22 protein-coding genes and 1 pseudogene are annotated in these 23303 nt (G+C 69.6%); 12 read left to right on the plus strand and 11 right to left on the minus strand.

The features are described from left to right. Window positions 1-18 precede the first annotated feature (18 nt). Window positions 19-1062 (minus strand): methionine synthase, encoded by a 1044-nt coding sequence (locus tag ACLJQF_RS42200; protein ID WP_410615926.1) that lies wholly within the window; start codon window positions 1060-1062, stop codon window positions 19-21. Between the two features lie 122 nt (window positions 1063-1184). On the opposite strand from ACLJQF_RS42200, the gene ACLJQF_RS42205 reads away from it, so the two are divergent. From ACLJQF_RS42205 to ACLJQF_RS42225, 5 genes are all read left to right on the plus strand, one after another. Continuing rightward, window positions 1185-2009 carry a phospholipid scramblase-related protein gene (locus tag ACLJQF_RS42205; RefSeq protein ID WP_410615927.1) on the plus strand — a complete coding sequence of 275 codons (825 nt, stop codon included), beginning with the start codon at window positions 1185-1187 and terminating at the stop codon, window positions 2007-2009. A gap of 104 nt (window positions 2010-2113) precedes the next feature. Then, on the plus strand, window positions 2114-3157 hold the full coding sequence (locus tag ACLJQF_RS42210; RefSeq protein WP_410615928.1) for an MBL fold metallo-hydrolase: 1044 nt from the start codon (window positions 2114-2116) through the stop codon (window positions 3155-3157). A 78-nt stretch (window positions 3158-3235) separates the two neighbouring features. Then, window positions 3236-3637, plus strand: coding sequence for a GNAT family N-acetyltransferase (locus ACLJQF_RS42215; RefSeq protein WP_410615929.1), 402 nt, complete (start codon window positions 3236-3238; stop codon window positions 3635-3637). A 10-nt stretch (window positions 3638-3647) separates the two neighbouring features. Then, the gene (locus ACLJQF_RS42220; protein ID WP_410615930.1) at window positions 3648-4100 is read left to right on the plus strand and encodes a GNAT family N-acetyltransferase; all 453 of its coding nucleotides are present in this window, start codon (window positions 3648-3650) and stop codon (window positions 4098-4100) included. Between the two features lie 183 nt (window positions 4101-4283). Next, the gene (locus tag ACLJQF_RS42225; protein WP_410615931.1) at window positions 4284-5552 is read left to right on the plus strand and encodes a DUF222 domain-containing protein; all 1269 of its coding nucleotides are present in this window, start codon (window positions 4284-4286) and stop codon (window positions 5550-5552) included. A 7-nt stretch (window positions 5553-5559) separates the two neighbouring features. Here ACLJQF_RS42225 and mnmA read toward each other — a convergent pair whose 3' ends face one another. From mnmA to ACLJQF_RS42245, 4 genes and pseudogenes are all read right to left on the minus strand, one after another. After that, a complete protein-coding gene (mnmA, locus tag ACLJQF_RS42230; protein WP_410615932.1) occupies window positions 5560-6651 on the minus strand; it encodes a tRNA 2-thiouridine(34) synthase MnmA in 1092 nt (363 codons plus the stop codon). A gap of 4 nt (window positions 6652-6655) precedes the next feature. Next, window positions 6656-7852 (minus strand): cysteine desulfurase family protein, encoded by a 1197-nt coding sequence (locus tag ACLJQF_RS42235; RefSeq protein ID WP_410615933.1) that lies wholly within the window; start codon window positions 7850-7852, stop codon window positions 6656-6658. Between the two features lie 64 nt (window positions 7853-7916). Further along, window positions 7917-9284, minus strand: a complete 1368-nt coding sequence (locus ACLJQF_RS42240; protein ID WP_410615934.1) for an MFS transporter — start codon at window positions 9282-9284, stop codon at window positions 7917-7919. Window positions 9285-9328: 44 nt separating this feature from the next. Then, window positions 9329-10613, minus strand: a pseudogene (locus tag ACLJQF_RS42245) (LuxR C-terminal-related transcriptional regulator). 155 nt (window positions 10614-10768) lie between these two features. Between ACLJQF_RS42245 and ACLJQF_RS42250 the strand changes: the two are divergent. After that, on the plus strand, window positions 10769-11671 hold the full coding sequence (locus ACLJQF_RS42250; RefSeq protein WP_410615935.1) for an NADP-dependent oxidoreductase: 903 nt from the start codon (window positions 10769-10771) through the stop codon (window positions 11669-11671). Window positions 11672-11723: 52 nt separating this feature from the next. Here the strand turns inward: ACLJQF_RS42250 and ACLJQF_RS42255 are convergent, their stop codons facing one another. The 4 genes from ACLJQF_RS42255 to ACLJQF_RS42270 all read right to left on the minus strand — a co-directional run bounded on the left by ACLJQF_RS42255 (window position 11724) and on the right by ACLJQF_RS42270 (window position 15309). Further along, the gene (locus tag ACLJQF_RS42255; protein WP_410615936.1) at window positions 11724-12608 is read right to left on the minus strand and encodes a lysophospholipid acyltransferase family protein; all 885 of its coding nucleotides are present in this window, start codon (window positions 12606-12608) and stop codon (window positions 11724-11726) included. Then, complete coding sequence (locus tag ACLJQF_RS42260; RefSeq protein WP_410615937.1) at window positions 12608-13387, minus strand: GNAT family N-acetyltransferase; 780 nt, start codon at window positions 13385-13387, stop codon at window positions 12608-12610. Before ACLJQF_RS42260 ends, ACLJQF_RS42255 begins: the two co-directional genes overlap by 1 nt. A 147-nt stretch (window positions 13388-13534) precedes the next feature. Beyond that, a complete protein-coding gene (locus ACLJQF_RS42265) occupies window positions 13535-14494 on the minus strand; it encodes an electron transfer flavoprotein subunit alpha/FixB family protein (protein ID WP_043780820.1) in 960 nt (319 codons plus the stop codon). A gap of 29 nt (window positions 14495-14523) precedes the next feature. Beyond that, the gene (locus ACLJQF_RS42270) at window positions 14524-15309 is read right to left on the minus strand and encodes an electron transfer flavoprotein subunit beta/FixA family protein (RefSeq protein WP_410615938.1); all 786 of its coding nucleotides are present in this window, start codon (window positions 15307-15309) and stop codon (window positions 14524-14526) included. Between the two features lie 243 nt (window positions 15310-15552). Here ACLJQF_RS42270 and ACLJQF_RS42275 point away from each other — a divergent pair, with 243 nt between their 5' ends. After that, complete coding sequence (locus ACLJQF_RS42275; protein WP_410615939.1) at window positions 15553-16398, plus strand: DegV family protein; 846 nt, start codon at window positions 15553-15555, stop codon at window positions 16396-16398. Here the strand turns inward: ACLJQF_RS42275 and ACLJQF_RS42280 are convergent. Then, complete coding sequence (locus tag ACLJQF_RS42280; RefSeq protein ID WP_410615940.1) at window positions 16376-16801, minus strand: hypothetical protein; 426 nt, start codon at window positions 16799-16801, stop codon at window positions 16376-16378. The two genes, ACLJQF_RS42275 and ACLJQF_RS42280, sit on opposite strands and share 23 nt — an antisense overlap. A gap of 53 nt (window positions 16802-16854) precedes the next feature. Between ACLJQF_RS42280 and ACLJQF_RS42285 the strand changes: the two genes are divergently transcribed. The 4 genes from ACLJQF_RS42285 to ACLJQF_RS42300 all read left to right on the plus strand — a co-directional run bounded on the left by ACLJQF_RS42285 (window position 16855) and on the right by ACLJQF_RS42300 (window position 20060). Then, complete coding sequence (locus ACLJQF_RS42285) at window positions 16855-17628, plus strand: methyltransferase domain-containing protein (protein WP_410615941.1); 774 nt, start codon at window positions 16855-16857, stop codon at window positions 17626-17628. After that, entirely contained in the window at window positions 17625-19130 is a 1506-nt protein-coding gene (locus ACLJQF_RS42290) for a 1,4-alpha-glucan branching protein domain-containing protein (protein ID WP_410615942.1), read from the plus strand. The genes ACLJQF_RS42285 and ACLJQF_RS42290 overlap by 4 nt, the downstream gene beginning before the upstream one ends. 14 nt (window positions 19131-19144) lie before the next feature. Then, window positions 19145-19633, plus strand: a complete 489-nt coding sequence (locus tag ACLJQF_RS42295; protein WP_410615943.1) for a glutathione peroxidase — start codon at window positions 19145-19147, stop codon at window positions 19631-19633. A gap of 217 nt (window positions 19634-19850) precedes the next feature. Further along, window positions 19851-20060 (plus strand): hypothetical protein, encoded by a 210-nt coding sequence (locus tag ACLJQF_RS42300; protein WP_410615944.1) that lies wholly within the window; start codon window positions 19851-19853, stop codon window positions 20058-20060. An 86-nt stretch (window positions 20061-20146) separates the two neighbouring features. On the opposite strand, the gene ACLJQF_RS42305 is transcribed toward ACLJQF_RS42300, so the two are convergent. Continuing rightward, entirely contained in the window at window positions 20147-21910 is a 1764-nt protein-coding gene (locus ACLJQF_RS42305) for a glycoside hydrolase family 2 protein (RefSeq protein ID WP_410615945.1), read from the minus strand. A 112-nt stretch (window positions 21911-22022) separates the two neighbouring features. Between ACLJQF_RS42305 and ACLJQF_RS42310 the strand changes: the two genes are divergently transcribed. Then, window positions 22023-23300, plus strand: coding sequence for a glycosyltransferase family 4 protein (locus ACLJQF_RS42310; protein ID WP_410615946.1), 1278 nt, complete (start codon window positions 22023-22025; stop codon window positions 23298-23300). Window positions 23301-23303 lie beyond the last annotated feature (3 nt).

Consider the following 23303-nt stretch of genomic DNA (forward strand, 5'->3'; position numbering starts at 1 on the left):
GCCAGTTGCCGAATTCCATCACCAGCCCTCCGGCGGCTCCACGAAGGCTTTGCCGAGGTCCCGGGTGAGCGACAGGGCTCGGCGCATCCACTCCGGCGACGCGCCGGCGAGGCCGCAGGCGGGCGTCGGCACCGCCCGTTCAGCGAGGACGCTGCGGTTGAATCCGAGCCGGTCGGCCAGCCGGAACGCAGGCTCGCCGACGTCCTTCAGGCGCGGCGACGGCGAAGCCTCGGACACCGTTGCCGGGACCGCGCCCAGGAACAGGGTGGCCCCGCCGTCCCACACTTCGCCGATCTCGTCGAGGAACGCGGCGGAGGCCCCATCGAGTGCGGAGAGGTCGAAGGCCAAGGCGTCCGCACCGGCCTCTCGCAGCAGACCGAGGGGCGGTTTGGCGGCACAGCAGTGCAGGATCACCGGGCGGTCGGTGATCCGCCGGGCGCCGTCGATGACGGTGGTGAGCAGCTGACGGGCTTCGGGCGCCGGCACCGCGGGGACGTTCCCGTAGCCGGACGGCGTCGACAGGCCGCCGGCCAGCACCGCGGGCAACGACGGTTCGTCGAACTGGACCACCACCGGCGCGCCGGTCCTGGCCTGCACTTCCGCGACGTGTTCGGCGAGGCCGTCCAACAGCGACGACGTGAAATCGCGCAAGGCCCCGCGATCGGTGAGCACCCGATGCCCGCGGGGCAGTTCGAGTCCCGCGCCGAGCGTCCACGGCCCGGCCAGCTGGACCTTGAAGACCGGCGGGGTGGCCCCAGCCTTTTCGCGCGCCTCCTGCACAGCGTCGAGATCCCAGCGAAGGAGATCGACAGCCCGGCGATGGTCGTGCCCCGGCCGGGACGCAACGCGGTAGCCACTCGGCACGACGTCGACGGCCAGGTCGACGAGCAGCGCGGCGGTCCGGCCGAGCATGTCCGCACCGACGCCACGCGCCGGCAGCTCGGGCAGGTGCGGGAAGTCGGGCAGCTCCCCGAAGACGACCGCGGCCGCCTCGACAGGATCGTTGCCCGGCATCGAGCCGATCGCCGTCGCGGCTCCGCTGGGCCAGATTCGCTCACTCACGACCCCCGATTCTGGTCGACCCCCACATGCCGGCACCGGCCGGGGCGCCGGGGATGCGGACATTCACCGCATTTCCCTTGACTGGCACCATGAGCGCGTCCGCGACGATAGGGTGACCGGCCATGACGAGTTCGCCACCGCAGCCGGGCTGGTACCCGGACGCGCGCGACCCCCATCTGCACCGATGGTGGGACGGCCAGGCCTGGACCGCCGACACCCGGCCGGCTCACCCAGCCCCGCCCCAGAGTGATTCCGCGCCGATCGAGCTGGACATCGAACGTGCCCACGACCCGGCCCGGATCCAGAACCAGGTCAATCGCGCAACACGCGGCCGAGGCGGCACGCGCGCCGGTGGCGGGACCCTGTTCACCGAGCCGGTCCTCGTGGTCAACCAGCGCGCCAAGCTCATCGAGATGGCCAACGAGTTCGGTGTCTTCGACCAGCACGGCAACCAGCTCGGCGGGGTCGTCGAGGTGGGCCAGAGCACGCTGAAGAAGGCGATCCGGCTGCTGACCAACTACGACCAGTTCCTGACCCACAAGTTCGAGGTCCGCGACGCCAACCACAGCACCGTCCTCAAGGTCACGCGGCCGGCGAAGGTGTTCAAATCCCGGTTCCTGGTCACCAGGGCCGACGAGACGCCGATCGGCGAGATCGTCCAGGAAAACGTCTTCGGCAAGATCCGATTCGGCTTCATCGTCGGCGGCCAGTCGGTCGGCGGGATCTTCGCCGAGAACTGGCGCGCCTGGAATTTCTCGATTCGCGACCACGCCGGCACCGAGGTCGCCCGGGTGACCAAGACCTGGGGCGGGTTCCTCAAAGCCGCTTTCACCACGGCGGACAACTATGTCGTGGAGATCCCTCACCCACTGCCGGATCCGCTCGCCAGCATGGTGGTCGCCGCGGCCTTGACGATCGACACCGCCCTGAAGCAGGACACCGACTGAGCAAGTGACCGGCGTCTCATCTCCTCCCGGTGGACAGCGGGCCCGGCACGGCTCAGGGTGAAGAAAGGCCGGGGCACCGCAGTCTCGCCGGAACGGAGGTCACCGTGGAACCGTTGCCGGAAAACAGCGACAGGAACTGGACCGAGCCCGGCATCTACGAAGTCTCGTCCGGCGTCTACCGGATCCCGTTGCCGCTGCCCAACGACGCTCTGCGCGCGGTCAACGTCTACGCGGTCACCGACGGCGAGAAGCTGGTCCTGGTCGACTCCGGATGGGCGCTGGAGGTGGCCCGGCAACAGCTCGCCGACGCCTTGACCGGACTCGGCGCCGAGCTTGCCGACGTCAGCGAGTTCCTCGTCACCCACGTGCACCGGGACCACTATTCGCAGGCGGTGGTCCTCCGGCGTGATTTCGGTTCGAAGATCGCCCTCGGCCAGGACGAAGAACCGTCCCTGAAGGCGTCCGGCAATCCTGATCGCCTGCCGATGGAAGCCCAGGTCGATCTCTTGTTCCAAGCCGGGGCCGGCGAAGTCGTGCAAGCGCTGGCCCGGCAGTTCGGCACAAACCGGCGACACACGGAAGCCGACCTCTGGGAAGCACCCGACGAATGGCTGACGCCAGGCCCGCGGCCGATCCTGCCTGGGCGAGAGTTCGAGGTCGTCGCCACTCCGGGACACACGTCCGGACACGTCGTCTTCGTCGACGACACCGCCGGCCTGTTGTTCTCCGGCGACCACGTGCTGCCGCACATCACGCCTTCCATCGGGTTCCAGCCGGTGCCGGCCGAGCTTCCGCTCAACGACTTCATCGACTCCCTTCGCCTGGTGCGTGCCATGCCGGACCGCCGCATGCTTCCCGCGCACGGCCCGGTGTCCGAAAGCGTCCACACCCGGGTCGACGAACTACTGGAACACCATCGACAGCGGCTCGAGACGGTCGCCTCGCAAATCGCGGCCGGCGCGACTTGTGCGTACGAGGCCGCACATCGGATCGGCTGGACCCGCCGCAACCGCAAACTGTCCGAAATGGACTCCTTCAATCAGATGCTCGCGGTCCTCGAAACCGCAGCGCACCTCGACCTCCTGGTGTCGCAAGGCAAACTGAGCGCCCAGATCGTCGACGGGGTTCGTCGTTACTCACTGACCTGAGCCGCGCACGGCCAGTACTGCGGGTAGCCGCCTCGTTGCAGTTAGGTTCACCGTCCAACCTCCTGCATACTGGATGAAATGGAGGTCATCAGACGCGCCCGGGCAACGGACATCGAGGCGCTCGTGCGCCTGTTCGGTGCATCAGGCGAACCGTTGGCAGCCGCGCTCCGCGAACTCATGAACACCCCGCACGTCACGCTGGTCGTGGCCGAGGACGACAACGGCGTCGCCGGTACTGCACAGCTGACACTGCTCCGGGGCCTCGCGTGGGACGGCGCACCCCGAGGTCTGCTCGAAGGCATCCGCGCCGCTCGCCGCGGCGTGACCAGCGCGCTCCTGACCTGGGGCATCGACGAAGCCCGCCGGCGCGGCTGTACGCGCATCCACCTCGATTCAGGACTGAACCGCGGCGACCTGCGAGATTTCTACGCACGTTTCGGTTTCGAGTACAGCTACCAAGGATTCACTCGCATCCTGTGATACTGGCGTCGTGGCCGACTACACCATCCGCAGGGCACAGCGTGAAGACATCGGTGCGATTGTGCACATGCTGGCAGACGACCAGCTCGGTGCCACCCGGGACGACCCCAGCAACCTCGATCCGTACGTGCGTGCCTTCGACGAGATCAACGCCGACCCCAGTCAGCTTCTGATGGTCGTCGCGCTAGACGACAAGCCGGTCGGCACCTTGCAGCTCACAATCATTCCGGGCCTCGCCAGGCGCGGTGCGCTTCGAGGCCAGATCGAGGCTGTGCGGATCCACGCCGACCACCGAGGCACCGGACTGGGTGCCGATCTCGCTCGCTGGGCGATCGACGAGTCGCGGCGGCGCGGGTGCGCCCTCGTGCAACTCACGTCGGACACCTCCAGGACGGAAGCGCACCGGTTCTACGAGCACCTCGGATTCGTGCCCAGTCACACAGGATTCAAGCTCAAGCTCTAGGCAGCGTCGACTGACACACGCACTATTGTCTACTTTGGACATCAGCTTCCTCCATGATCGCGACAGGACGGCCACACCCGCGAACGATCCCGAAACAATCGCGGTTCGTCAAGCAAAGGGCGCGAATGGACCGTTCGCGCCCTTTCGATGACTTTCCTTGCGAACCGTCGTACGGTCGGGCTCATGACATCTTCACAACCAATCCGCAACCTCGTCCCCGCACTTGACCAGAGCACCGACGGCGAACTCCCGTTCGTTGTACGTTCGGTTCGCGCTGACCCGGACACGTTGCAGCGCATGAAAGACGACCAGGTCATCGACCTGATCCGCGATACCGACGCGGAGATCTCGAAGCTGCAAGCGCTGCAGCTGAGAGCGATCGCGGACCTGAGTGTGCGCCGGAGACGGGCGCCCAGCGCGTCATCGGAAGTCGCGTTGGCCTTGTCCATAACGGAACACCGCGCCAGCTCCATCGTTTCCGCGGCCAACGCACTGATTGGTCGCCTCCCACGCATGCTGAACCTAATGGACGACGGCCGGCTCGACCTCTATCGCGCCATGAAGGTCACTGATGCGACGGCATGGCTGTCGGGAGATCATGTACGCGTCGTCGACGAGGCGCTCGAGGACCGCGTTCCGGGACGGAACGCCACCCAAGTCCGCAGGGCTGCGACCTACGCGGCCGCACAGGCCGATCCCGAGGGCGCAGCGCTCCGCACCGAGCGAAAGCTCATCGAGCGGCGGCTCACGCTGCACCACCAGGACACCGGCGTGGCTCACCTGTCGGTCAACAACGCACCGACCGAAAAGGCAACTGCCGCGTATGCCCGCGTCGACCAGGCCGCCCGGGCACTGAAGACGCCGGACGAACCGCGAACGCTGGACCAGCTCCGCGCGGACGTGGCCATCGATCTGCTGCTCAGCGCCACCGGAGGCCCGGGCGAACGCACCGAGGTTTTCCTGCACATCGACCTGGCCACCTACCTCGGCCTCAATCAGACACCGGCAGCGTTGGCCGGGCGTGGGCCCATCGCGGCGGCGCTGGCTCGCCACATCATCGGCGGGTCCGATACGACGCTGCGCCGAGTTCTCACCGACCCGAGAACCGGTCACGCGGTCGAACTGTCCCCGACGCGCTACTCGCTCGATCAGGACGAGTTCATCCGGGTTCGCGACCAAGAGTGCCGTCAGCCCGGATGCACGCGCCCCGCGCAGAGTTGCGGGATCAAAGCAACTCGCACCAAGGGTGCGGCCGAAGGCGCTGCGGACCAGGCAATCACCTTCTGCTCGCGGCACAGCAAGTTGAACGGACTGCCTGGCTGGGACTACGAAGTCACGCCGGACGGCACGATGAACGTCACGACACCGACAGGACAGGTCCATTCGACAACTCCGCCGTCGATGCACCCCGGCCGCCGACGGACGAACCGGCTACGGAAGCCGCGGAGGTGACCGAGGATCAGCGGGTGCCTGAGATCTTCGCACTACCGAGGACGACGTCCCCGCCTTCGGGATCAGGGTGGTAGAGAACGACGACCTGCCCCGGAGCGACTCCGCGCAGCGGCTCGCGCAAGTGCACCGTCATGGTGTCGTTGTCCACATCGGCGACCGCATCGACGATGCCTCCGTGAGCCCTGACCTGGACCACACATTCGGTGGGTTCGCTCAGCGGCCGGCCGCTGGGCCAGATCGCCCGGTCCGCCTCGATCACCTTGACGCCGAGCCCGGCCACGGAGCCGACCTTGACGGAGCCCGACACCGGTTCGAGCGACAGGACGTACCGAGGACGGCCATCCGGCGCCGGAGCGTCGATCCCCAGCCCCTTGCGCTGGCCGACCGTGAAGCCGTGCACCCCGGTGTGGCGACCGAGGACCGCACCCGTTTCCGCGTCCACGAGCTCGCCGGGACGCTGCCCCAGCCGGTTCTCCAGGAACTTCTTGGTGTCGCCGTCCGGGATGAAGCAGATGTCGTGACTGTCCGGCTTGTTGGCAACGGACAGACCTCGTCGCTCCGCCTCGGCCCGCACGTCGGTCTTCCAGGAGTCCCCGAGGGGAAACATTGCATGGCTGAGCTGTTCCGGCGTCAGCGAGGCGAGTACGTACGACTGGTCCTTGCCGCTGTCCGCGCTACGACGCAACTCGGGCACACCGTCGACCACGGAGAGGCGTGCATAGTGGCCTGTCGCGACCGCATCGAATCCGAGCGCCATTGCCTTCTCGAGGAGCGCTTCGAACTTGATCTTCTCGTTGCAGGTGACACACGGATTCGGGGTACGTCCGGCGGCATATTCGCCGACGAAGGTTTCAACGACTTCTTCGGTGAAACGCTCGGCGAAATCCCAGATGTAGAAGGGGATTCCGAGGATGTCAGCGGCCCGTCGGGCGTCGTGCGAGTCCTCGATCGTGCAGCACCCGCGCGATCCGGTCCGCAGAGTTCCCGGTTTGGCCGACAGGGCCAGGTGCACACCGACGACGTCGTGCCCAGCATCGACCGCGCGCGCCGCGGCGACCGCCGAGTCGACTCCTCCGCTCATCGCGGCCAAAACCCGCATTGCCTTACACCTCTTGCTTCTGTGTCTGCTTGCGCATTCCGGCAAGGCCGGCCTGCCGGGCGCGCATGACGACGCCGCCGATCTCCGCAGCCACGGCCTCGACGTCCGCGGCGGTGGATGTGTGGCCGAGAGAGAAACGGAGGGAACCACGGGCCGCCGCCGGGTCGGCTCCCATGGCGAGCAGCACGTGGCTCGGCTGGGCGACGCCTGCCGTGCATGCTGATCCCGTCGAGCATTCGATGCCCTTGGCATCGAGCAGCATCAACAGGCTGTCGCCGGCGCACCCAGGAAAGGTGAAGTGGGCATGGCTCGGCAGCCTCTCGCCTGCCCCACCGTTGAGGACAGCGTCTGGTACCTCGTGCTGGACGGCCTCGACAAGCCCGTCTCGGAGTTCCTCGACGCGCTTCGCGTACTCGGCTCTGCTCGCGACGCTGATTCGGACCGCAGCGGCGAACCCCACGATCGCCGGAACGTCCAGGGTGCCGGAGCGGACGTTGCGCTCCTGGCCTCCGCCGTGGAGCAGGGGTGCGCAAGGTACGTCACGTCCGAGCAGAAGCGCTCCCACTCCGAACGGGCCGCCGAGCTTGTGCCCGGTCAAGGTGAGCGCCGCGGCGCCGCTGGCGGCGAAGTCGACCGGTGCGGCTCCGACGGCCTGGACCGCGTCGGTGTGGAACGGGATTTCGAACTCGGCGCACACCGCCGCCAGCTCGGCGATCGGGTTGATCGTGCCGACCTCGTTGTTCGCCCACATCACAGTGGCCAACGCCACAGCCTCGGGATCCGCGGCGATGGCTGCCCGGAGAACGTCAGGCAAGACCCTTCCCTGGCTGTCCACGTCAAGCAGGGTGACTTCGGCACCGCTGTGGGTTTCGAGCCATTCCACGGTGTCAAGCACGGCGTGGTGCTCCGCCGCACCGCACAGGATGCGGCGACGCTGCTCCTGCTCGCCACGACGGGCCCAGTAGATGCCCTTGATCGCGAGGTTGTCGCTCTCGGTGCCCCCGCCGGTGAAGATCACCTCGGAAGGACGAGCGCCCAGCGCCTCGGCGATAGTTTCGCGGGCTTCCTCGACCATCCTGCGGGCCTGGCGACCCGAAGAGTGCAGCGCCGAGGCGTTGCCCACGGTGGGCAGCGCCTCGGTCATCGCCGCTATGGCTTCGGGCAACATCGGAGTGGTCGCCGCGTGGTCGAGATAGGTCATCGCTGTTCCAGAGTAGTCCGCTCCAGCGCGTGACGAAGCCCACCCTGGCTGTCAAAGTGGGCTGTCACACCTTTGACGGCCACCGCCCGGTCAGCCGGACGCCCACCAGCGCAAGCGCCACCAAGGCCGCCGTGAGCAGGGCCATCGCCGGCGACGGGTCGAGAACCGAGCCGAACACGCCGAGCAGGACACCACCCAGACCGATGAGCAGCGCGGAGCCGACCCAGTCCGCGAGCTGCACCGCTGACGTGTTGAATCCCCGCTCACCTTCGGGTGAGTAGCGGAGCAGAAGGACGGAGATCGCGGGCATCGCGATCCCCATGCCTGCGCCGCCGACCGCGCAAGCCACGAATGCGATCCAGCCGGGGAACCACGGTTGCGAAACCAGGCCGAAGCAGACCAAGCCTGCCGCGACCAGCCAGAAGCCGGTGCGCAGCGATGCCTCCCTCGACCAGCCGAGGTAGCGGCCTTGAGCCGCCGACGCCGCGGACCACCCCAGGGCCGTGATCGTCAGCGGCAGGCCGGCGAGGGCGGGACTGTAGCCGTGGACTGCGCTCATCGTCAGCGGGAGATACGCCTCCATCCCGGCATACGCTCCGGCGATCAGGGCGCGGGAGGCGTTGACCGTCGGCAGGCCGGGACGGGAAGTCAACGTTCCGGCCGGCAGCAGTGTCCGGAGGGCGTAACCCAGCGCGATCAGCCCGACTGTGCCGTAGCCAAGCGCGACGAGCGACTGGTGCTGAGCCGCCCACGTCAACGCCGCGACGCCGAGCGCGGCGATGATCGCATGGCCGACGCTTGCCCGTCGGCCGCCGGTGGCGGGTTCGTGCGTGGGCAGGCGCCGGACGACCACGACCAGCATGAGCACGCCGACAGCCACCAGCGGAACCAAGCCGAGGAAGACCCAGCGCCAGCCGACGCTGACCGTCACGATCCCGGCGATCGAAGGCCCGATGACTGCCGGCAGGACCCAGGCGGCAGCGTTCGCGGCGTAGATGACCGGGCGTTCGTGGTCGGTGAATGTCAGCGCGATCAGGAGTGAGACCGAGACGAGGAGCAGCCCCGAGCCGAAGCCCTGCAACGCGCGGCCGAAAAGGAGCATCGGCATTCCGCTCGCCGCTCCCGCGACCACGAGACCGGCCGCGAACAGCAAGGGCCCTGCCAGCAGTGCGGGCGCCGGGCCGCGGCGGTCGCCGATCCGGCCCGAAAGCACCGTGGCGACGACGCTGGAGATCAGGAAGATGGTGAAAGGCCACGAGTAGAGCGCCAACCCGTGCAGGTCGGCGACCAGGGTGGGCATGGCCGTCGCCACACCCATGCTCTCGAATGCGACCAAGGTGACCACGAGCAGGAGCGCGACCGTGGTCAGCCGGTGTTCCGTGCTCCAGAGCACACTGCGGCGACGGGGTGCGGAGTCGATCGTCGAGGCCATGATCAGAAGCGTGCAACCTCCAGTCTGCTGGAGGTCAAGGTGATTCAGGCGGTGCGATGCGCCACCGGTTCCAGCGGCAGGTCTCGGGCCAGGGCGGCCGCTTCACCGCGGGAACTCACGTCCAGCTTGTCGAGGATGTTGCGGACGTGGAACTTCACCGTGTGCTCGCTGAGCTGCAGTTGTTCGGCGATCTGACGATTGCGCAGGCCCTGGGAGATGCCTGACAGGACTTCCAGTTCGCGCGGGTTGAGCCGGTCGAGCGGACGCAGCTCCGGCGGTTCGGCCACGCCGAGCGGGAGGGCCGCGGTGACCGTCGTGCCCCAATCCGGCACAGCGTCGACCTCCCAGTGGCCGCCGAGCGCCGCGAGCCGCTCGGTCAGGCCTCGGGGCGGGATTGCGTCGGCGACTTCGGGGCAGTCGTCGCGGACGGTAATCCGCAGCACCGAGCCGTCCACGCGCCAGGACGCCCTCACGCGCGTGGTCGCGGGACGGTCCAACGCGGTGAGCACCAGGCCCCGGGTCAGCGTCCGTGCCGTATGGGCGATGTCCTGCGGGAGGGACACGTCACCGATCGGGTCGACCAAGGCGACGTCGACCTCCGTGTGCCGGACCAGGTCGGCCAGCTGGGTTTTGAGGACGGCGAACGCTGCACCCGCCTGCTCCGCGGACAGGAACCTGGTCGCGGTCGACAACGCCTTTGAGCTCGAGCAGCGCGTCGGCGGCGAGGTCGACCGCGGTGCGGCGGGCGACGGCGTCGGGAAGCCGGCCGGAGCGGAGGACCGACAGAAGCGTCACCAGGGTTGCCGCGTGTGTCTGGCCGAGGTCGGTGATCACCTGGGCGCGTGCGGAGGCCGCCGCGAGGCTACTGGCCAGGACGTCCGGACCCGGGTCCGTTGCCCGCTGGCCCGCGTCGGTGCTGACGATGTGCCACAGCTGGGCCGCGAGCTCCAGCTCCGCGGACGGCGGCTCCGCGGCCTCCGGCACCACGGCGATCACGGCACCTTGGCCGACCGCCGGTGTCGAAGCGAGCAGGACCAGACGGCGCTCGAGGCCACCGAGCACGCCGTCGATCAGCAGGGCCTTGCCCGGCTCGCTGCGGTCGACCAGCCGCTGCAGCTCGACGCTCGTCACGGCGTGCGTGATCGCTTCGTCGCCGATGACCTTGAGCGGGCTGCGGGGACAGTCACCCGTCTGCATCGCGGCCGCCCGGTGCGGGATCAGCTTGCCCAGCTCGGCGGCGAACCGGCTGAGCAGCTGGGGCCGCGGTGCCGACAGGAGCCGCTCGACGACGTCCAGCACTTGCCGCGGCTCCGACCAGGAAGCGTCCATGGCCTCCAAGGTAGGCGCGTCCGGGATCCGGCGACCTGCTCGTCCGGCTAGTGAACACTGCTCGTCCGGGCGGTTCGGCGGCTCCGCCGGGCGAGTTGACTTCCGGGGGAGGACATTCGAACCGAAGGTCACGAACCGAGGAGCGAGACAACACCATGCGAGCGATCACCTTCTCCGCATACGGCGGACCGGAAGTCCTGCAGCTGTCCGACGTCCCGGCGCCGGAGCCAGGTCCGGGACAGGTGCGGCTGGCCGTGCGGGCCGCCGGGGTCAACCCGATCGACTGGAAGATCCGCAACGGCGCCATGCAGCAGAACTTCCAGGTCCCGTTCCCGCACATCCCCGGCCTCGAGGTCGCCGGAGTAGTCGACGCCGTCGGGGAGGGCGCGGACTTCGCCGTGGGCGACGAAGTGTTCGGCTGGTCGGAGACAGGTGCCTACGCCGAGTACGCGCTCGCGAAGACGATCGCGCCGAAACCCGCGAGCCTTTCGTGGGCGGACGCCGCCGCGTTGCCGGTCGCCGGCGAGACCGCGCTTCGCGTCCTCGGGCTGCTCGGGGTCCGTGAGGGCGAGACTCTGCTGCTCCACGGCGCCAGCGGCACCGTCGGGCGGTTCGCGGCTCAGGTCGCGGTCGCGCAGGGGGTGACCGTCATCGGGACCGGGGGAAGCCGGAGCCTCGACGACCTCAAGTCGCTGGGCGTCGTTCCGGTCCTCTACGGCGACAGCTGGGTGGAGCGGGTCCGCGAGGCGGCGTCCGGGCCGATCGACGCCGTTTTCGACGCCGCCGGGCACGGGGTGCTGCCGGGGTCCGTCGAACTGCGGGGCAGCAAGGACCGGATCGTCACGATCGCCGATGCGGCGGCGTTCGAGCTGGGGATCCCGTTCTCCAGCGGGGGTGAGCAGACCCGTGAGGTCCTCACCGGGATCGCCGGCTGGGTGACCGATCGCGGGGTCGGCATCGCGCACGGCAAGAGCTATCCCCTGGCCGAGGCGGCCGCGGCCCAGGTCGAAAGCGAGGGCGGGCACCCTGGCGGAAAATTGACCATCGCCGTCAGCTGACCGAAGGGACCCAATCCGGGCCTGTCGCCGGATCGCGGCGACAGGGCCCGGATCACTTCGCGGGAGGCGAAGCCAGTGGGGCCGCCTGGCGGCGCGGTGTCCGGCGGCGCTGCTGGGCCGGAATCTGCACCGTGCCCAGCGCGGAATGGACCGCTGCCTCGGCGAGGGCAGCCAGTTCGCGGCGGGTCTCCGCGCGGCCGGGGGCGATCTCCGGGCAGACGTGGATCTCGAGCACCAGACCGCGCACGGCCGCGACCCGGCGCAGGGACGCGATCAGCGACTCCGGTCCGATGAACGCCGGGCGGCTGGTCTCGCGGCCGTCGGCGAGGCGGTACCGCAGCGCGATCGGGCGCACCGGGACACCGCCGTCGATGGCCGCCTGGAACGTCGCCGTCGTGAAGCGGCCCGAGGCCAGGCCGCACCACGTCGTGCCCTCCGGGGTGACGCTGACCAGGGCGCCCGTCCGCAAAGCGTCGGCCAACGACGCCATCGTGGCCGGCAGCGTCGTCAGCCGCTCACGGTCGAGGAAGATGCTGCCGCCGCGGCGGACCAGGCCGCCGAGCACCGGCCAGCCCGCGATCTCCTTCTTGGCCAGTGCGCGCATCGGCCGCAACGCGTTGATCGCGACGACGTCCAGCCACGAGATGTGGTTGTTGACCACCAGTGCGCCACGGCCGGCGGGCGCGGTCAGGAAGTCGGCGCCGCCCCGGATGTCCAGCCGGACGCCGAACGCCCGCAGCACGCCGCGGAAGATCAGCCGGAGCGGGCGCTCGCGGCCCGGGGCGACCAGCAGCAGAGGCGCGGACACCAGCGCCGCGAGGACGACCGAGATCGCCGCCGCGAAGCGCAGGACCCGTCGCGGGAGGCCGACCACCGGATCGTCGGCGGTCAGGCAGCCGTCGCCGCACGGCGAGGCCGGCATCCAGGCGTGGCTCATCACTGGCCCCCGAGGAAGAACTTCAGGTACCGCTCGTCGACGTTGTGCAGGTCCAGCAGCACGAAGAAGTCCGCGACACCGAAGTCCACGTCCAACGCGGGCGGCCCGCAGACCTTGGCGCCGAGCCGGACGTAGCCCTTGATCAGCGGCGGCAGCGCGGGCCGCGCCGGGCGCTCGATGTCTGAGGCGTCCCACGGGATCAGCGGCGTGACGCGCGTGGCCTCGTCGGAGTAGTGCTTGGCGCGCAGGACGTCCCACACCCCGGCGGCGAAGGAACCGTCGTCCACCAGCGGGACCGACGCGCAGCCGGCGAGGTAGCGGTGGCCGGAAAGCAGCATGTAGCGGGCGATCCCGGCCCAGACCAGACTCACGACGGCACCACTGCGGTGGTCCGGGTGCACGCAGGACCGGCCGGTCTCGACCAGCGACGGGCGCAGGCCCTCGATCGCCGTCAGGTCGAATTCGCTGTCGGCGTAGAGCTTCCCGGCCCGGGCGGCGCGCTCCGGCGGCAGCATGCGGTAGCAGCCGACGATCTCGCCCGTGTTGTCGTCGCGAACCACGAGGTGGTCGCAGAACTCGTCGAACTCGTCGATGTCGAGACCGGGCCACGGAGAGTGGAGGCGCGCACCCATTTCCTCGGCGAAAACCCGGTGCCGCAGTTTCTGCGCCGCGACCACTTCGTCGTTCGCGTGCGCGACGAGAAGCGAGTAACGGGGGGCGTCGGAGGGAAGCTCGGCACCCGCCTGATCAGTGCTGACGAGGAGCTGTGACGTCGTCATGGTCAAGGTGTACCTGCGCGGAGGAAGCCGCGGAGAGTGCCATCCGATGACCGATAAATGCACGTTCAGTTAATGGCGGGTTCTCTGTCCCGAAAACGCACGAAAGGGCCTTCCGGGTCACCCCGGAAGGCCCTTCGCAGGCGAGGGTCAGCCCTTGCGCTTCTCGACCGCTTCGGTCAGCTGCGGCGCGACGTTGAACAGGTCGCCGACGATGCCGAAGTCGGCGATCTCGAAGATCGGCGCCTCCGGGTCCTTGTTGACGGCAATGATCGTCTTCGACGTCTGCATGCCGGCGCGGTGCTGGATCGCGCCGGAGATGCCGAGCGCGATGTACAGCTGCGGCGAGACCGTCTTGCCGGTCTGGCCGACCTGGAACTGCGCCGGGTAGTAGCCCGAGTCGACAGCCGCACGCGACGCACCGACCGCCGCGCCGAGCGAGTCGGCCAGCTTCTCGACGACGTCGAACTTCTCCGCCGAGCCGACGCCGCGGCCACCGGAGACCACGATCGACGCCTCGGTCAGCTCCGGCCGGTCGCCCCCGGTCACCGGCTCGACGCCGGTGATCTTGGTGGCCTTCGCCGCGTCGACGGCGGGGAGCTCGACGGTCTCCTCGGCCGCCGCACCCTCGGCGGGCTCGGCTTCGACCGCGCCCGGGCGGATCGAGACGACCGGCGCGCCCTTGGCGGACTTGGACTTGACCGAGAACGCGCCACCGAAGATGGACTGGTCGATGACGCCGTCGCCGTTGACGCCCACGGCGTCGTAGATCAGGCCGGAGCCCAGACGCACGGCCAGGCGGGCGGCGACCTCCTTGCCCTCACCGCTGGCGGTGACGAGCACGGCCGCCGGGGACGCCTGCTGCGCGAGCGCGGCGAGCACATCCACCTTGGGCGTGACCAGGTAGTTCGCGGCGTCGTCGCCTTCCGCGACATACACCTTGGCGGCGCCGTGCGACGCCAGCGCCTGCTTCGCCTTGGCGGCGGTCCCCGTCGGGCCGACGACGACGGCCGACGGCTCACCGAGCGCGCGGGCCGCGGTCAGCAGCTCGAGCGTGACCTTTTTGACCTCACCGTCGACGTGGTCGACGAGGACGAGTACTTCAGCCATGGTTCTACTTCCTCCTCGAAGAGCCGTTGTCAGATGAGCTTCTGGCCGACCAGGTACTCGGCGACCTTGGTGCCGCCGTCACCTTCGTCCTCGGCCTTCTCGCCGGCCGTGCGCGGCGGCTTCGGCGAGGACTCGGTCACCGTGGACCACGCATTGGCGAGGCCGACCTCGCCCGCGTCGATGCCCAGGTCGGCGATGGTGAACGTCTCGACCGGCTTCTTCTTCGCGGCCATGATGCCCTTGAAGGACGGGTAGCGCGGCTCGTTGATCTTCTCGCCGACGCTCACGATCGCGGGCAGGCTCGCCTCGAGGTGGGTCAGGCCGTCCTCGGTCTCGCGGGTGGCCTTGATCGTCGAGCCGTCGACGGTCAGCTCACGCACGTAGGTCACCTGCGGCAGGCCGAGCAGCTCGGCGAGGATCGCCGGGATGGCGCCACCGCGGCCGTCGGAGGACTCGTTGCCGGCGATGACCAGGTCGAAGCCCTCGACCTTGCCGATCGCGGCGGCGAGCACCTTGGCGGTGGCGATCGCGTCGGAGCCGTGCAGGGCCGCGTCGGAGACGTGGATGGCCTTGTCGGCACCCATGGAAAGCGCCTTGCGGATGGCGTCGGTCGCGCGGTCCGGGCCCACCGAGATCACGGTGACCTCGCCCTCGCCTGCTTCCTTGATCTTCAACGCTTCTTCGACGGCCTTCTCGTTGATCTCATCGAGCACGGCGTCGGCGGATTCGCGGTCAAGGGTGTGGTCGGACCCGTTGAGCTTCCGCTCCGAGTAGGTGTCCGGTACCTGCTTGACCAGGACGACGATGTTGGTCATGGGTCTGCTTCGACCTCCCGGTTCGTGGCCCGCGGTCGACCACGGGACAGTGCTCTACTGGCCGGTAGATTAGGGCCAATCGGCGCGCGGGACCCGTCGAGGTGACGCCATTCACCTGGATGCGCAATCTAATGGGACCATCGTCCCGGTAGTCGACCGGTTACCCCACCCGAACTGCCGTTCGTCCGATCGGAGCAACCACGGCCTACTGGCAGTGGGTGTAAGGCATTAACCTCCCCCACCATGCCCGCGCGCATCGCCGTCATCACCGACTCGAGCTCCTGCCTGCCCGACCTCGTCGCGTCTCGCTGGGCCATCGGCGTCGTCCAGATCCAGCTGAGCCTGGGCAGCCACCACGACGACGAGAATCGCTTCGACCGCGGCGAAGTGATCGACGCGATGAGATCCGGGCAGGTGATCACGACGGCGCCCCCGGACCCGGGGGCGTTCTTCTGGGCCTACCAGGAGGCGGCCACCGCCGGCGCGACCGCCATCGTCAGCATCCACATCTCCGGCCGCATGTCCGACACCGTCCGCGCGGCCCGGGAGGCCGCCCAGCAGGTCCGCATCCCGGTGCACGTCCTGGACAGCCGGACCACCGGCATGAGCCTCGGCTTCGCCGCTGTGTCCGCCGCCCGGGCGGCCGCAGCCGGCGCGGACGCCCACCGGGTCATCGAAGCCGCCGAACGCCGGTGCATGACGAGCACCGAGTTCATCTACGTCGACACCCTCGAGTACCTGCGCCGCGGCGGCCGGATCGGTGCCGCCCAAGCCATGCTCGGTAATGCGTTTTCGATCAAACCGCTGCTCACGGTCAAGGACGGCGAGGTCGCACCGCTCGCCCGTGTCCCGGGTACGCGGCGCGCGCTGGCCAAGATGGTCGATCTCGCGGTGAAGAAGTCCGGCGGGTTCCGCGCCGACATCGCCGTGACCCGGTTCGGCGCCAGCGACCACGAGCTGGAGATCGGCAGGCAGATCGAACGCCGGGTGCCGGCCATGGTCGAGAGCATGGTCGTCGAAGCGAGCACGGTCATCGGTGCGCACCTCGGCCCCGGCGCGCTCGGCATCACGGTGTCACCGGTGGACTGACCCGCCGCCCCGGAACCAGCAGGATCACCAACGGCAGCAGCACCCCGAGCCCGGTCGTGCCGATGATGAGCACCTGGTCGATCCGCTCGAAGTGCCCGAGGTGGCCGAGGTGGTAGAGGAAGTGCGGGACGCCGAACAGCAGGGCCGAGACAGCCGTGAGCCGTGCCACCGCTGTGGTGCCGATCACGGCGGTCCCGATCAGCAGCGCCGCGAGTCCCAGGTTGAGCCCGCCGAAGTCGCGCAGGAGGTGCTCGTTGAACGGCCCGTCCATCGACACCCAGCCGGTGCGGAAGCCGGGAAAGTCCTGGTAGAAGCCGGTGGGCGACACCAGTGGCCAGATTCCGACCACAGCCTCGACCAGGCCGAAGACGACGAGCAGTACGCGGGTGATGGTTCGTTGCATGACCACGGAACGAGACGGCGGCGCCGGACGTGACACCCGCTAGGGTCGCGGAGGTGACCACCCCAGCCACCCGGGCCGAGGCGCTGCATCTGACCGGCGAGCGGACTGTCCCCGGCATCGCCGAGGAGAACTACTGGTTCAGGCGCCACGAAGCCGCGTACGCCGCCCTGCTCCCCCACTGCGCGGACGCGACGGTGCTCGAAGCCGGCTGCGGCGAGGGCTACGGCGCGAGCCTCCTCGCGGCCACGGCCCGCCGGGTGCTTGCGCTGGACTACGACGTCCCGACCACCGAGCACGTCGCCCGCCGGTATCCCGAGGTCGCCGTCGCGCGGGCGAACCTGGCCTTCCTTCCGGTCCGGAACGGCGGGGTCGACGTCGTGGCCAACTTCCAGGTGATCGAGCACCTGTGGGACCAGGCCGGGTTCCTCGCCGAGTGCCGGCGGGTGTTGCCGGAAAACGGCAAACTGCTGGTCACGACGCCGAACCGGTTGACCTTCACGCCGGACAGCGACACGCCGCTGAACCCGTTCCACACCCGTGAGCTGGCACCGTCCGAATTGGCCGGGCTGCTCGCCGACGCCGGCTTCGACGTCGAAACGCTGCACGGGCTGCACCACGGCGAGGCCGTGCGCGCCCTCGACGAGCGGTACGGCGGCTCGATCATCGACGCCCAGCTCGACGTGGTCATGGGCAAGCTGCCGGGGCAGGCCGAGTGGCCGGACGCCCTGCTCGCCGACGTCGCCGCGATCGACGCCGCAGGGTTCGACATCCACGGCGACGACCTCGACGCCAGCCTCGACCTGATCGCCGTGGCGGTGCGCCGATGAGCGAGGGCACCTTTTGCCTCGTCGTGCACAGTCACCTGCCGTGGCTGCCGCACCACGGGAGCTGGCCGGTCGGCGAAGAGTGGCTCTACCAGGCGTGGGCGCACTCCTACCTGCCCATGGTCGAGCTCCTGGAGCGCTTCGCCGACGAAGGCCGCCGCGAGGTGCTGACGCTGGGCGTGACGCCGGTGCTCGCCGCGCAGCTCGACGACCCGTACAGCATCCGCGCGTTCCACGACTGGCTCGGCCACTGGCAGCTGCGCGCCCAGCACGCGGCGACGCTGTGGCGCGGCGACCCGCTGCTGCGCGAGCTCGCCGCGGCCGAACACCGGACTGCCGTCCGCGCGGCCGAAGAGCTCGGCACGCGGTGGCGGCACGGCTTCTCCCCGGTCCTGCGGTCCCTGGTCGACAATTCGACCATCGAGCTGCTCGGCGGCCCGCTGGCCCATCCGTTCCAGCCGCTGCTGGACCCGCGGGTGCGGGAGTTCGCGCTGAACGCCGGGCTCGCCGACACGGCCCTGCGACTCGGGACTCGGCCCGAGGGCATTTGGGCGCCGGAATGCGGCTACGCGCCTGGTATGGAAAACGACTACGCGGCGGCCGGCGTGCGGCGGTTCATGGTCGACGGGCCGTCGCTGCGCGGCGAGACCTGGGCGGCGCGGCCGGTCGGCGGCACCGACGTCCTCGCGTTCGGCCGGGACCTCGAGGTCACCTACCGCGTCTGGTCGCCGAAGGCCGGGTACCCCGGCCATGCCGCCTACCGCGACTTCCACACCTGGCAGCACGAGGTCGGCCTCAAGGCGGCGCGGGTCACCGGCAAGACGGTCGAGCCGCGGGACAAGGCGCCGTACGACCCGGCGCTCGCCGCGGACGTGCTGGGGACGCACGTCAAGGACTTCGTCGAGACCGTCGTGACGCGGCTTCGGTCGCTGAAGCGGCAACACGGGCGTGAGGCGCTCGTGGTCGCCGCGTACGACACGGAGCTGTTCGGGCATTGGTGGCACGAAGGACCGGCCTGGCTGGAGGGCGTGCTGCGCGCGCTCCCCGAAGCCGGCGTGCGGGTGACGACGCTGAAGGGCGCGGTGGAAGCCGGACACGTCGGCGAGGCGATCGACCTACCATCGTCGTCGTGGGGGTCGGGCAAGGACTGGCGCGTCTGGGACGGCGAGCAGGTCAGGGACATGGTCGCCGCCAACAGCGCGTTGCAGGACCGGCTGCTCGACCTGGTCCGGGGGCTGGACCGGACGGCGCGGGACGTCGTCGCCGATCAGGCGGTCGCCGAGGCCATGCTGGCGCTGGAAAGCGACTGGGCGTTCATGGTCACCAAGGACTCGGCCGCGGACTACGCCCGTCGTCGCGCGGCGGTCCACACCGAACGCTTCGACGAACTGGCCGGGCTGCTGCGCCGGGGCGATCGCGCCCGGGCCGCGGAGCTCGCCGCGGCCTACCGCGCCGACGACGGACCGTTCGGGCACCTCGACGCCCGGACGCTGAAGCACGACTGAAAGGGACCCACCGGATGGGAATCCACGAAATTCCGCTCAAGACCCTAGACGGGCGGGACGGCTCGCTGGGCGAGTTCGCGGGCAAGGCGCTGCTCGTGGTCAACGTCGCGTCGAAGTGCGGCCTGACCCCGCAGTACTCGGGTCTCGAGCGGCTGCAGGAACGCTTCGGCGACCGGGGTTTCTCCGTTGTCGGGTTCCCGTGCAACCAGTTCGCCGGCCAGGAGCCAGGTAGCGCCGAAGAGATCCAGACGTTCTGCTCGACGACCTACGGCGTCACGTTCCCGCTGTTCGAGAAGATCGACGTCAACGGCGAAGGCCGGCACCCGCTCTACGCCGAATTGACCGAGACCGCCGACGCCGAGGGCGCGGCGGGCGACGTCCAGTGGAACTTCGAGAAGTTCCTGATCGGCGCCGACGGCGAGGTCCTGGCACGGTTCCGGCCGCGCACCGAGCCCGAGGACGAGACGGTCGTCAAGGCGATCGAGGCCGCCCTGCCGGCGTGACAGCACGGCGGGGGACGCCCGTCCCCCGCCGTGGCCGGATTTCACCGGATCGATTGAAAACGGCGGCCGTTCAGGTATCACGCAAACGCAACCGAAAATGATTGTCGTGAGCCGGACGGTCGAATTCCGGGTGATCAGCCTGCCATTTTCCCCAGGTCGCACCGAATAATTCTTCCGACGCCATTCCGGCGTCGTCTCGGGCGAGAAGGGATCACCGATGAGCACAACCAGGCACCGGGTCGCACTGGCCGCACTCCCCGTGGCACTCGGACTGCTCCTGGCCGGCCCCGCGGCGGGCACGGCGTCAGCCGCGCCGCGATCCGGCGCGGACGTCCAAGCCCGGCACTGCCTTTTGGTGTGCACCGGCCACCACCATCACCACGGGCACATCCACATCCTGGGCCTTCACCTCTGGTTGCACCTGTAGGTCCCGACCGTGCCGGGGCGGCCGCCGCCCCGGCACCTTTCACGCATTACGGAAATTCTCCAGCGATACGACTGCCGTAGCCGAAATCACGACGAGCCCAGCTCGATTACCGCTCGCACGCACTTCGCGACCACCCCCGGGTCCACCTTGACCACGCGGCGGTCGTAGGTGAGCAGCCCGTTGACCTCGTTTTCGACATCCGTCGTCTGTGTGTAGACGGCACCGGACAAACCGCGCTCCGCGACGACACGTTCGAGGGCGGCACTCACCTCTGCGTAGCGCTCGGTGAGCCGCTCCCGCGTCGGCGTCATCTCGTACGCGTTCGGCGGGCCGGGCCAGCGGTGGTCGTCCAAAACCAGACCAAGGCCGCCGTACTCGCCGTCGACGATCGCGCGGCCGTCGCGCACCGACGGCGCACCCGGGCCCACGTATGTGTGGTCGTCGTAGACGTCGCCCGCACCACTGTCCGGCCGCGAGAAACAGCAGTTGACGCCGCTGTTCGCGATCACCAGCCGCGTCGGGTCGAGGGTTTTGACCAATTCCGCGACACGGGCGGTGTCGAACTCGCCCCAGCCCTCGTTGAACGGGACCCAGCCGATGATCGACGGGACCGCTCGCAGCTGCGTCACCATTTCGGCGAGCTCCGCCTCGAACCACTCGCGCGCCTGCGGGACCGGGTCCGGCGCGATCCCGGGCGGGCCGTCGAACGACACCGTCAGCGACGGCATGTCCTGCCAGACGACCAGGCCCAGTGTGTCGGCCCAAAAGTACCAGCGGGCCGGCTCGACCTTGACGTGCTTGCGGACGAAGTTGAAGCCCAGCTCCTTCGTCTTCTCGAGGTCGAACCGCAGGGCGTCGTCGGTGGGCGCGGTCGAGATGCCGTCCGGCCAGTAGCCCTGGTCGAGCGGTCCGTGCAGAAAGAGGACGCGGCCGTTGAGCGCGATCCGCGGGCGTCCTTGCGGATCCGGGACCAGGCCGATCGTCCGCAGGCCGGCGTAGCTGCCGACCTCGTCCGAAATCGAACCAGACCCGTCGAGCAGCTGGACGCGCAGCGAATAGAGGTGCGGGTCGTCGGGGCTCCAGAGGCGCGGCGAAGGAATGTCCACACGCACCGACGTCCCCGCCGCGCCCGACGCCCGCGCCACCTCGGTGCCGTTTGCCGAAATGACGACAACAACCTCGGTGCCACCGGTGACCTGCGGGAACACCGTCACGCCGGTCAGGTCCGGCGTCAGGTCCAGCCGCTCGACCCGGATCTCGGGGACCGGCTCCAGCCACACCGTTTGCCAGACTCCGGACGACGGCGTGTAGCAGATGCCGCCGGGCGCGTTGCGCTGCTTCCCGACCGGGAAGGGCTCGATGTCGGTACGGTCCTCCGCGCGGACGGTCAGCTCCTGCGGTCCCGAGGCGCGCAGGACGTCGGTGACGTCCGCACTGAACGCCGTGTAGCCGCCTTCGTGGGTCGCGACGAGCTGGTTGTTGACCCAGACCTTCGCCGTCTGGTCGACCGCGCCGAAATGCAGGAGGACCCGCGAGCCGTGCCAGCCGGAGGGGACTTCGAAGAGGCGCCGGTACCAGAGGACCTCGTCGCGTCGTCGAATTCCGGACAACGCCGATTCCGGCGGGAACGGGACCAGGATGCGCTCGGCGTAGCCGGACGGCCGTGGTTCTTCCGGCGACGACGGCCGGCCCGCGTACTCCCAGACACCGTTCAAGTTCAGCCAGCGAGGTCGCGCGAGCTGGGGCCGCGGGTACTCGGGCAGGGCATTGTCCGGAGCGACGTCGCTGCTCCACGGAGTCGGCAGTGGCGGGTCGAGCCGGCGCCAGCCGGGATCCTCGGAAGAAGTCATCCCGGTCGATGGTGGCAGAGATCGCCAGACCCATCAGTGATCGAAATCACATGTGAACACTTCGCGAGCACGGTCGCGCCGGGGCCTTCCGACTCGCGAGTAACCTCTGCCCATGCGAGTGCTGATGCTGTCCTGGGAGTATCCGCCCGTGGCCATCGGAGGCCTGGCCCGGCACGTCCACGCGCTCGCCACCCACCTAGCCCGCCAGGGCCACGACGTCGTGGTGCTCTGCCGGCACGCCGCCGGTACCGACGCCGGGACACACCCGCGCACCGACCGCGTCGTCGAGGGCGTGCGGATCGTCCGGGTCGCCGAGGACCCGATGCACGTGACCTTCGAACGCGACCTCGTCGCCTGGACGCTGGCCATGGGGCACGCCATGATCCGCGCCGCGCAGGATCTGCTGCGGACCTGGCAGCCCGACGTCGTCCACGCGCACGACTGGCTGGTCGCCCACCCGGCCATCGCGATCGCCGAGGCCGCGCGGGTGCCGCTGGTCGGCACGATCCACGCGACCGAGGCCGGGCGGCACTCCGGCTGGCTGTCGCATCCGCTGAACCAGCAGGTCCACTCGGTCGAGTGGTGGCTGGCGAACCGCGCCGATGCGCTGATCACCTGCTCCCAGGCCATGCGCCGCGAGGTCGCGTATCTCTTCGAGGTCGACGCCGACGACGTCACGGTGATCCACAACGGCATCGAGGAGCGCGGCTGGCAGGTGCCCGCCGACGAGATCGCCCGCGCCCGGGCGGTCTACAGCCCGGCCGGTGCGCCGCTGTTGCTCTATTTCGGACGACTCGAGTGGGAGAAGGGCGTGCAGGACCTGCTGGCCGCCCTCCCCCGCATCCGGCGCCGCCACCCGGGCACCCGCGTGGTCGTTGCCGGAAAAGGACGACACTTCGACGAGCTGGTCGAGCAGTCGCGGAAGCTGCGGGTGCGGCGCGCGGTCGACTTCGTCGGGCACCTCTCCGACCGTGATCTCCGCGCGGCGCTGGCCGCGGCGGACGCCGTGGTGCTGCCCAGCCGGTACGAGCCGTTCGGGATAGTCGCCTTGGAGGCCGCGGCCGCGAAGGCGCCGCTGGTGGCTTCGACGGCCGGCGGGCTCGGCGAGGTCGTCGTCCACGGCGAGACCGGGCTGGCGTTCAGTCCTGGGGACGTCACCGCGCTGGCTGCCGCGGTGACGACCGTGCTCTCCGACGCCGAGGCCGCGGCCGAGCGGGCGCGGGCCGCGCAGTCCCGGCTGGCCGCGGACTTCGACTGGGGCCGGATCGCCGAGGCGACCGCCGAGGTCTACCGGCGGGCGAAGCCGGGCGAACCGGTCGAGCTGCCCCGGCCCAAGATCGCGACCGGCAACGCCTTCGAACCGGTCCCGGCCGAAATCCCGGAAGTCTAGGCA

Source organism: Amycolatopsis sp. lyj-109 (assembly GCF_046548995.1).
In the GTDB taxonomy this organism is placed as follows: domain Bacteria; phylum Actinomycetota; class Actinomycetes; order Mycobacteriales; family Pseudonocardiaceae; genus Amycolatopsis.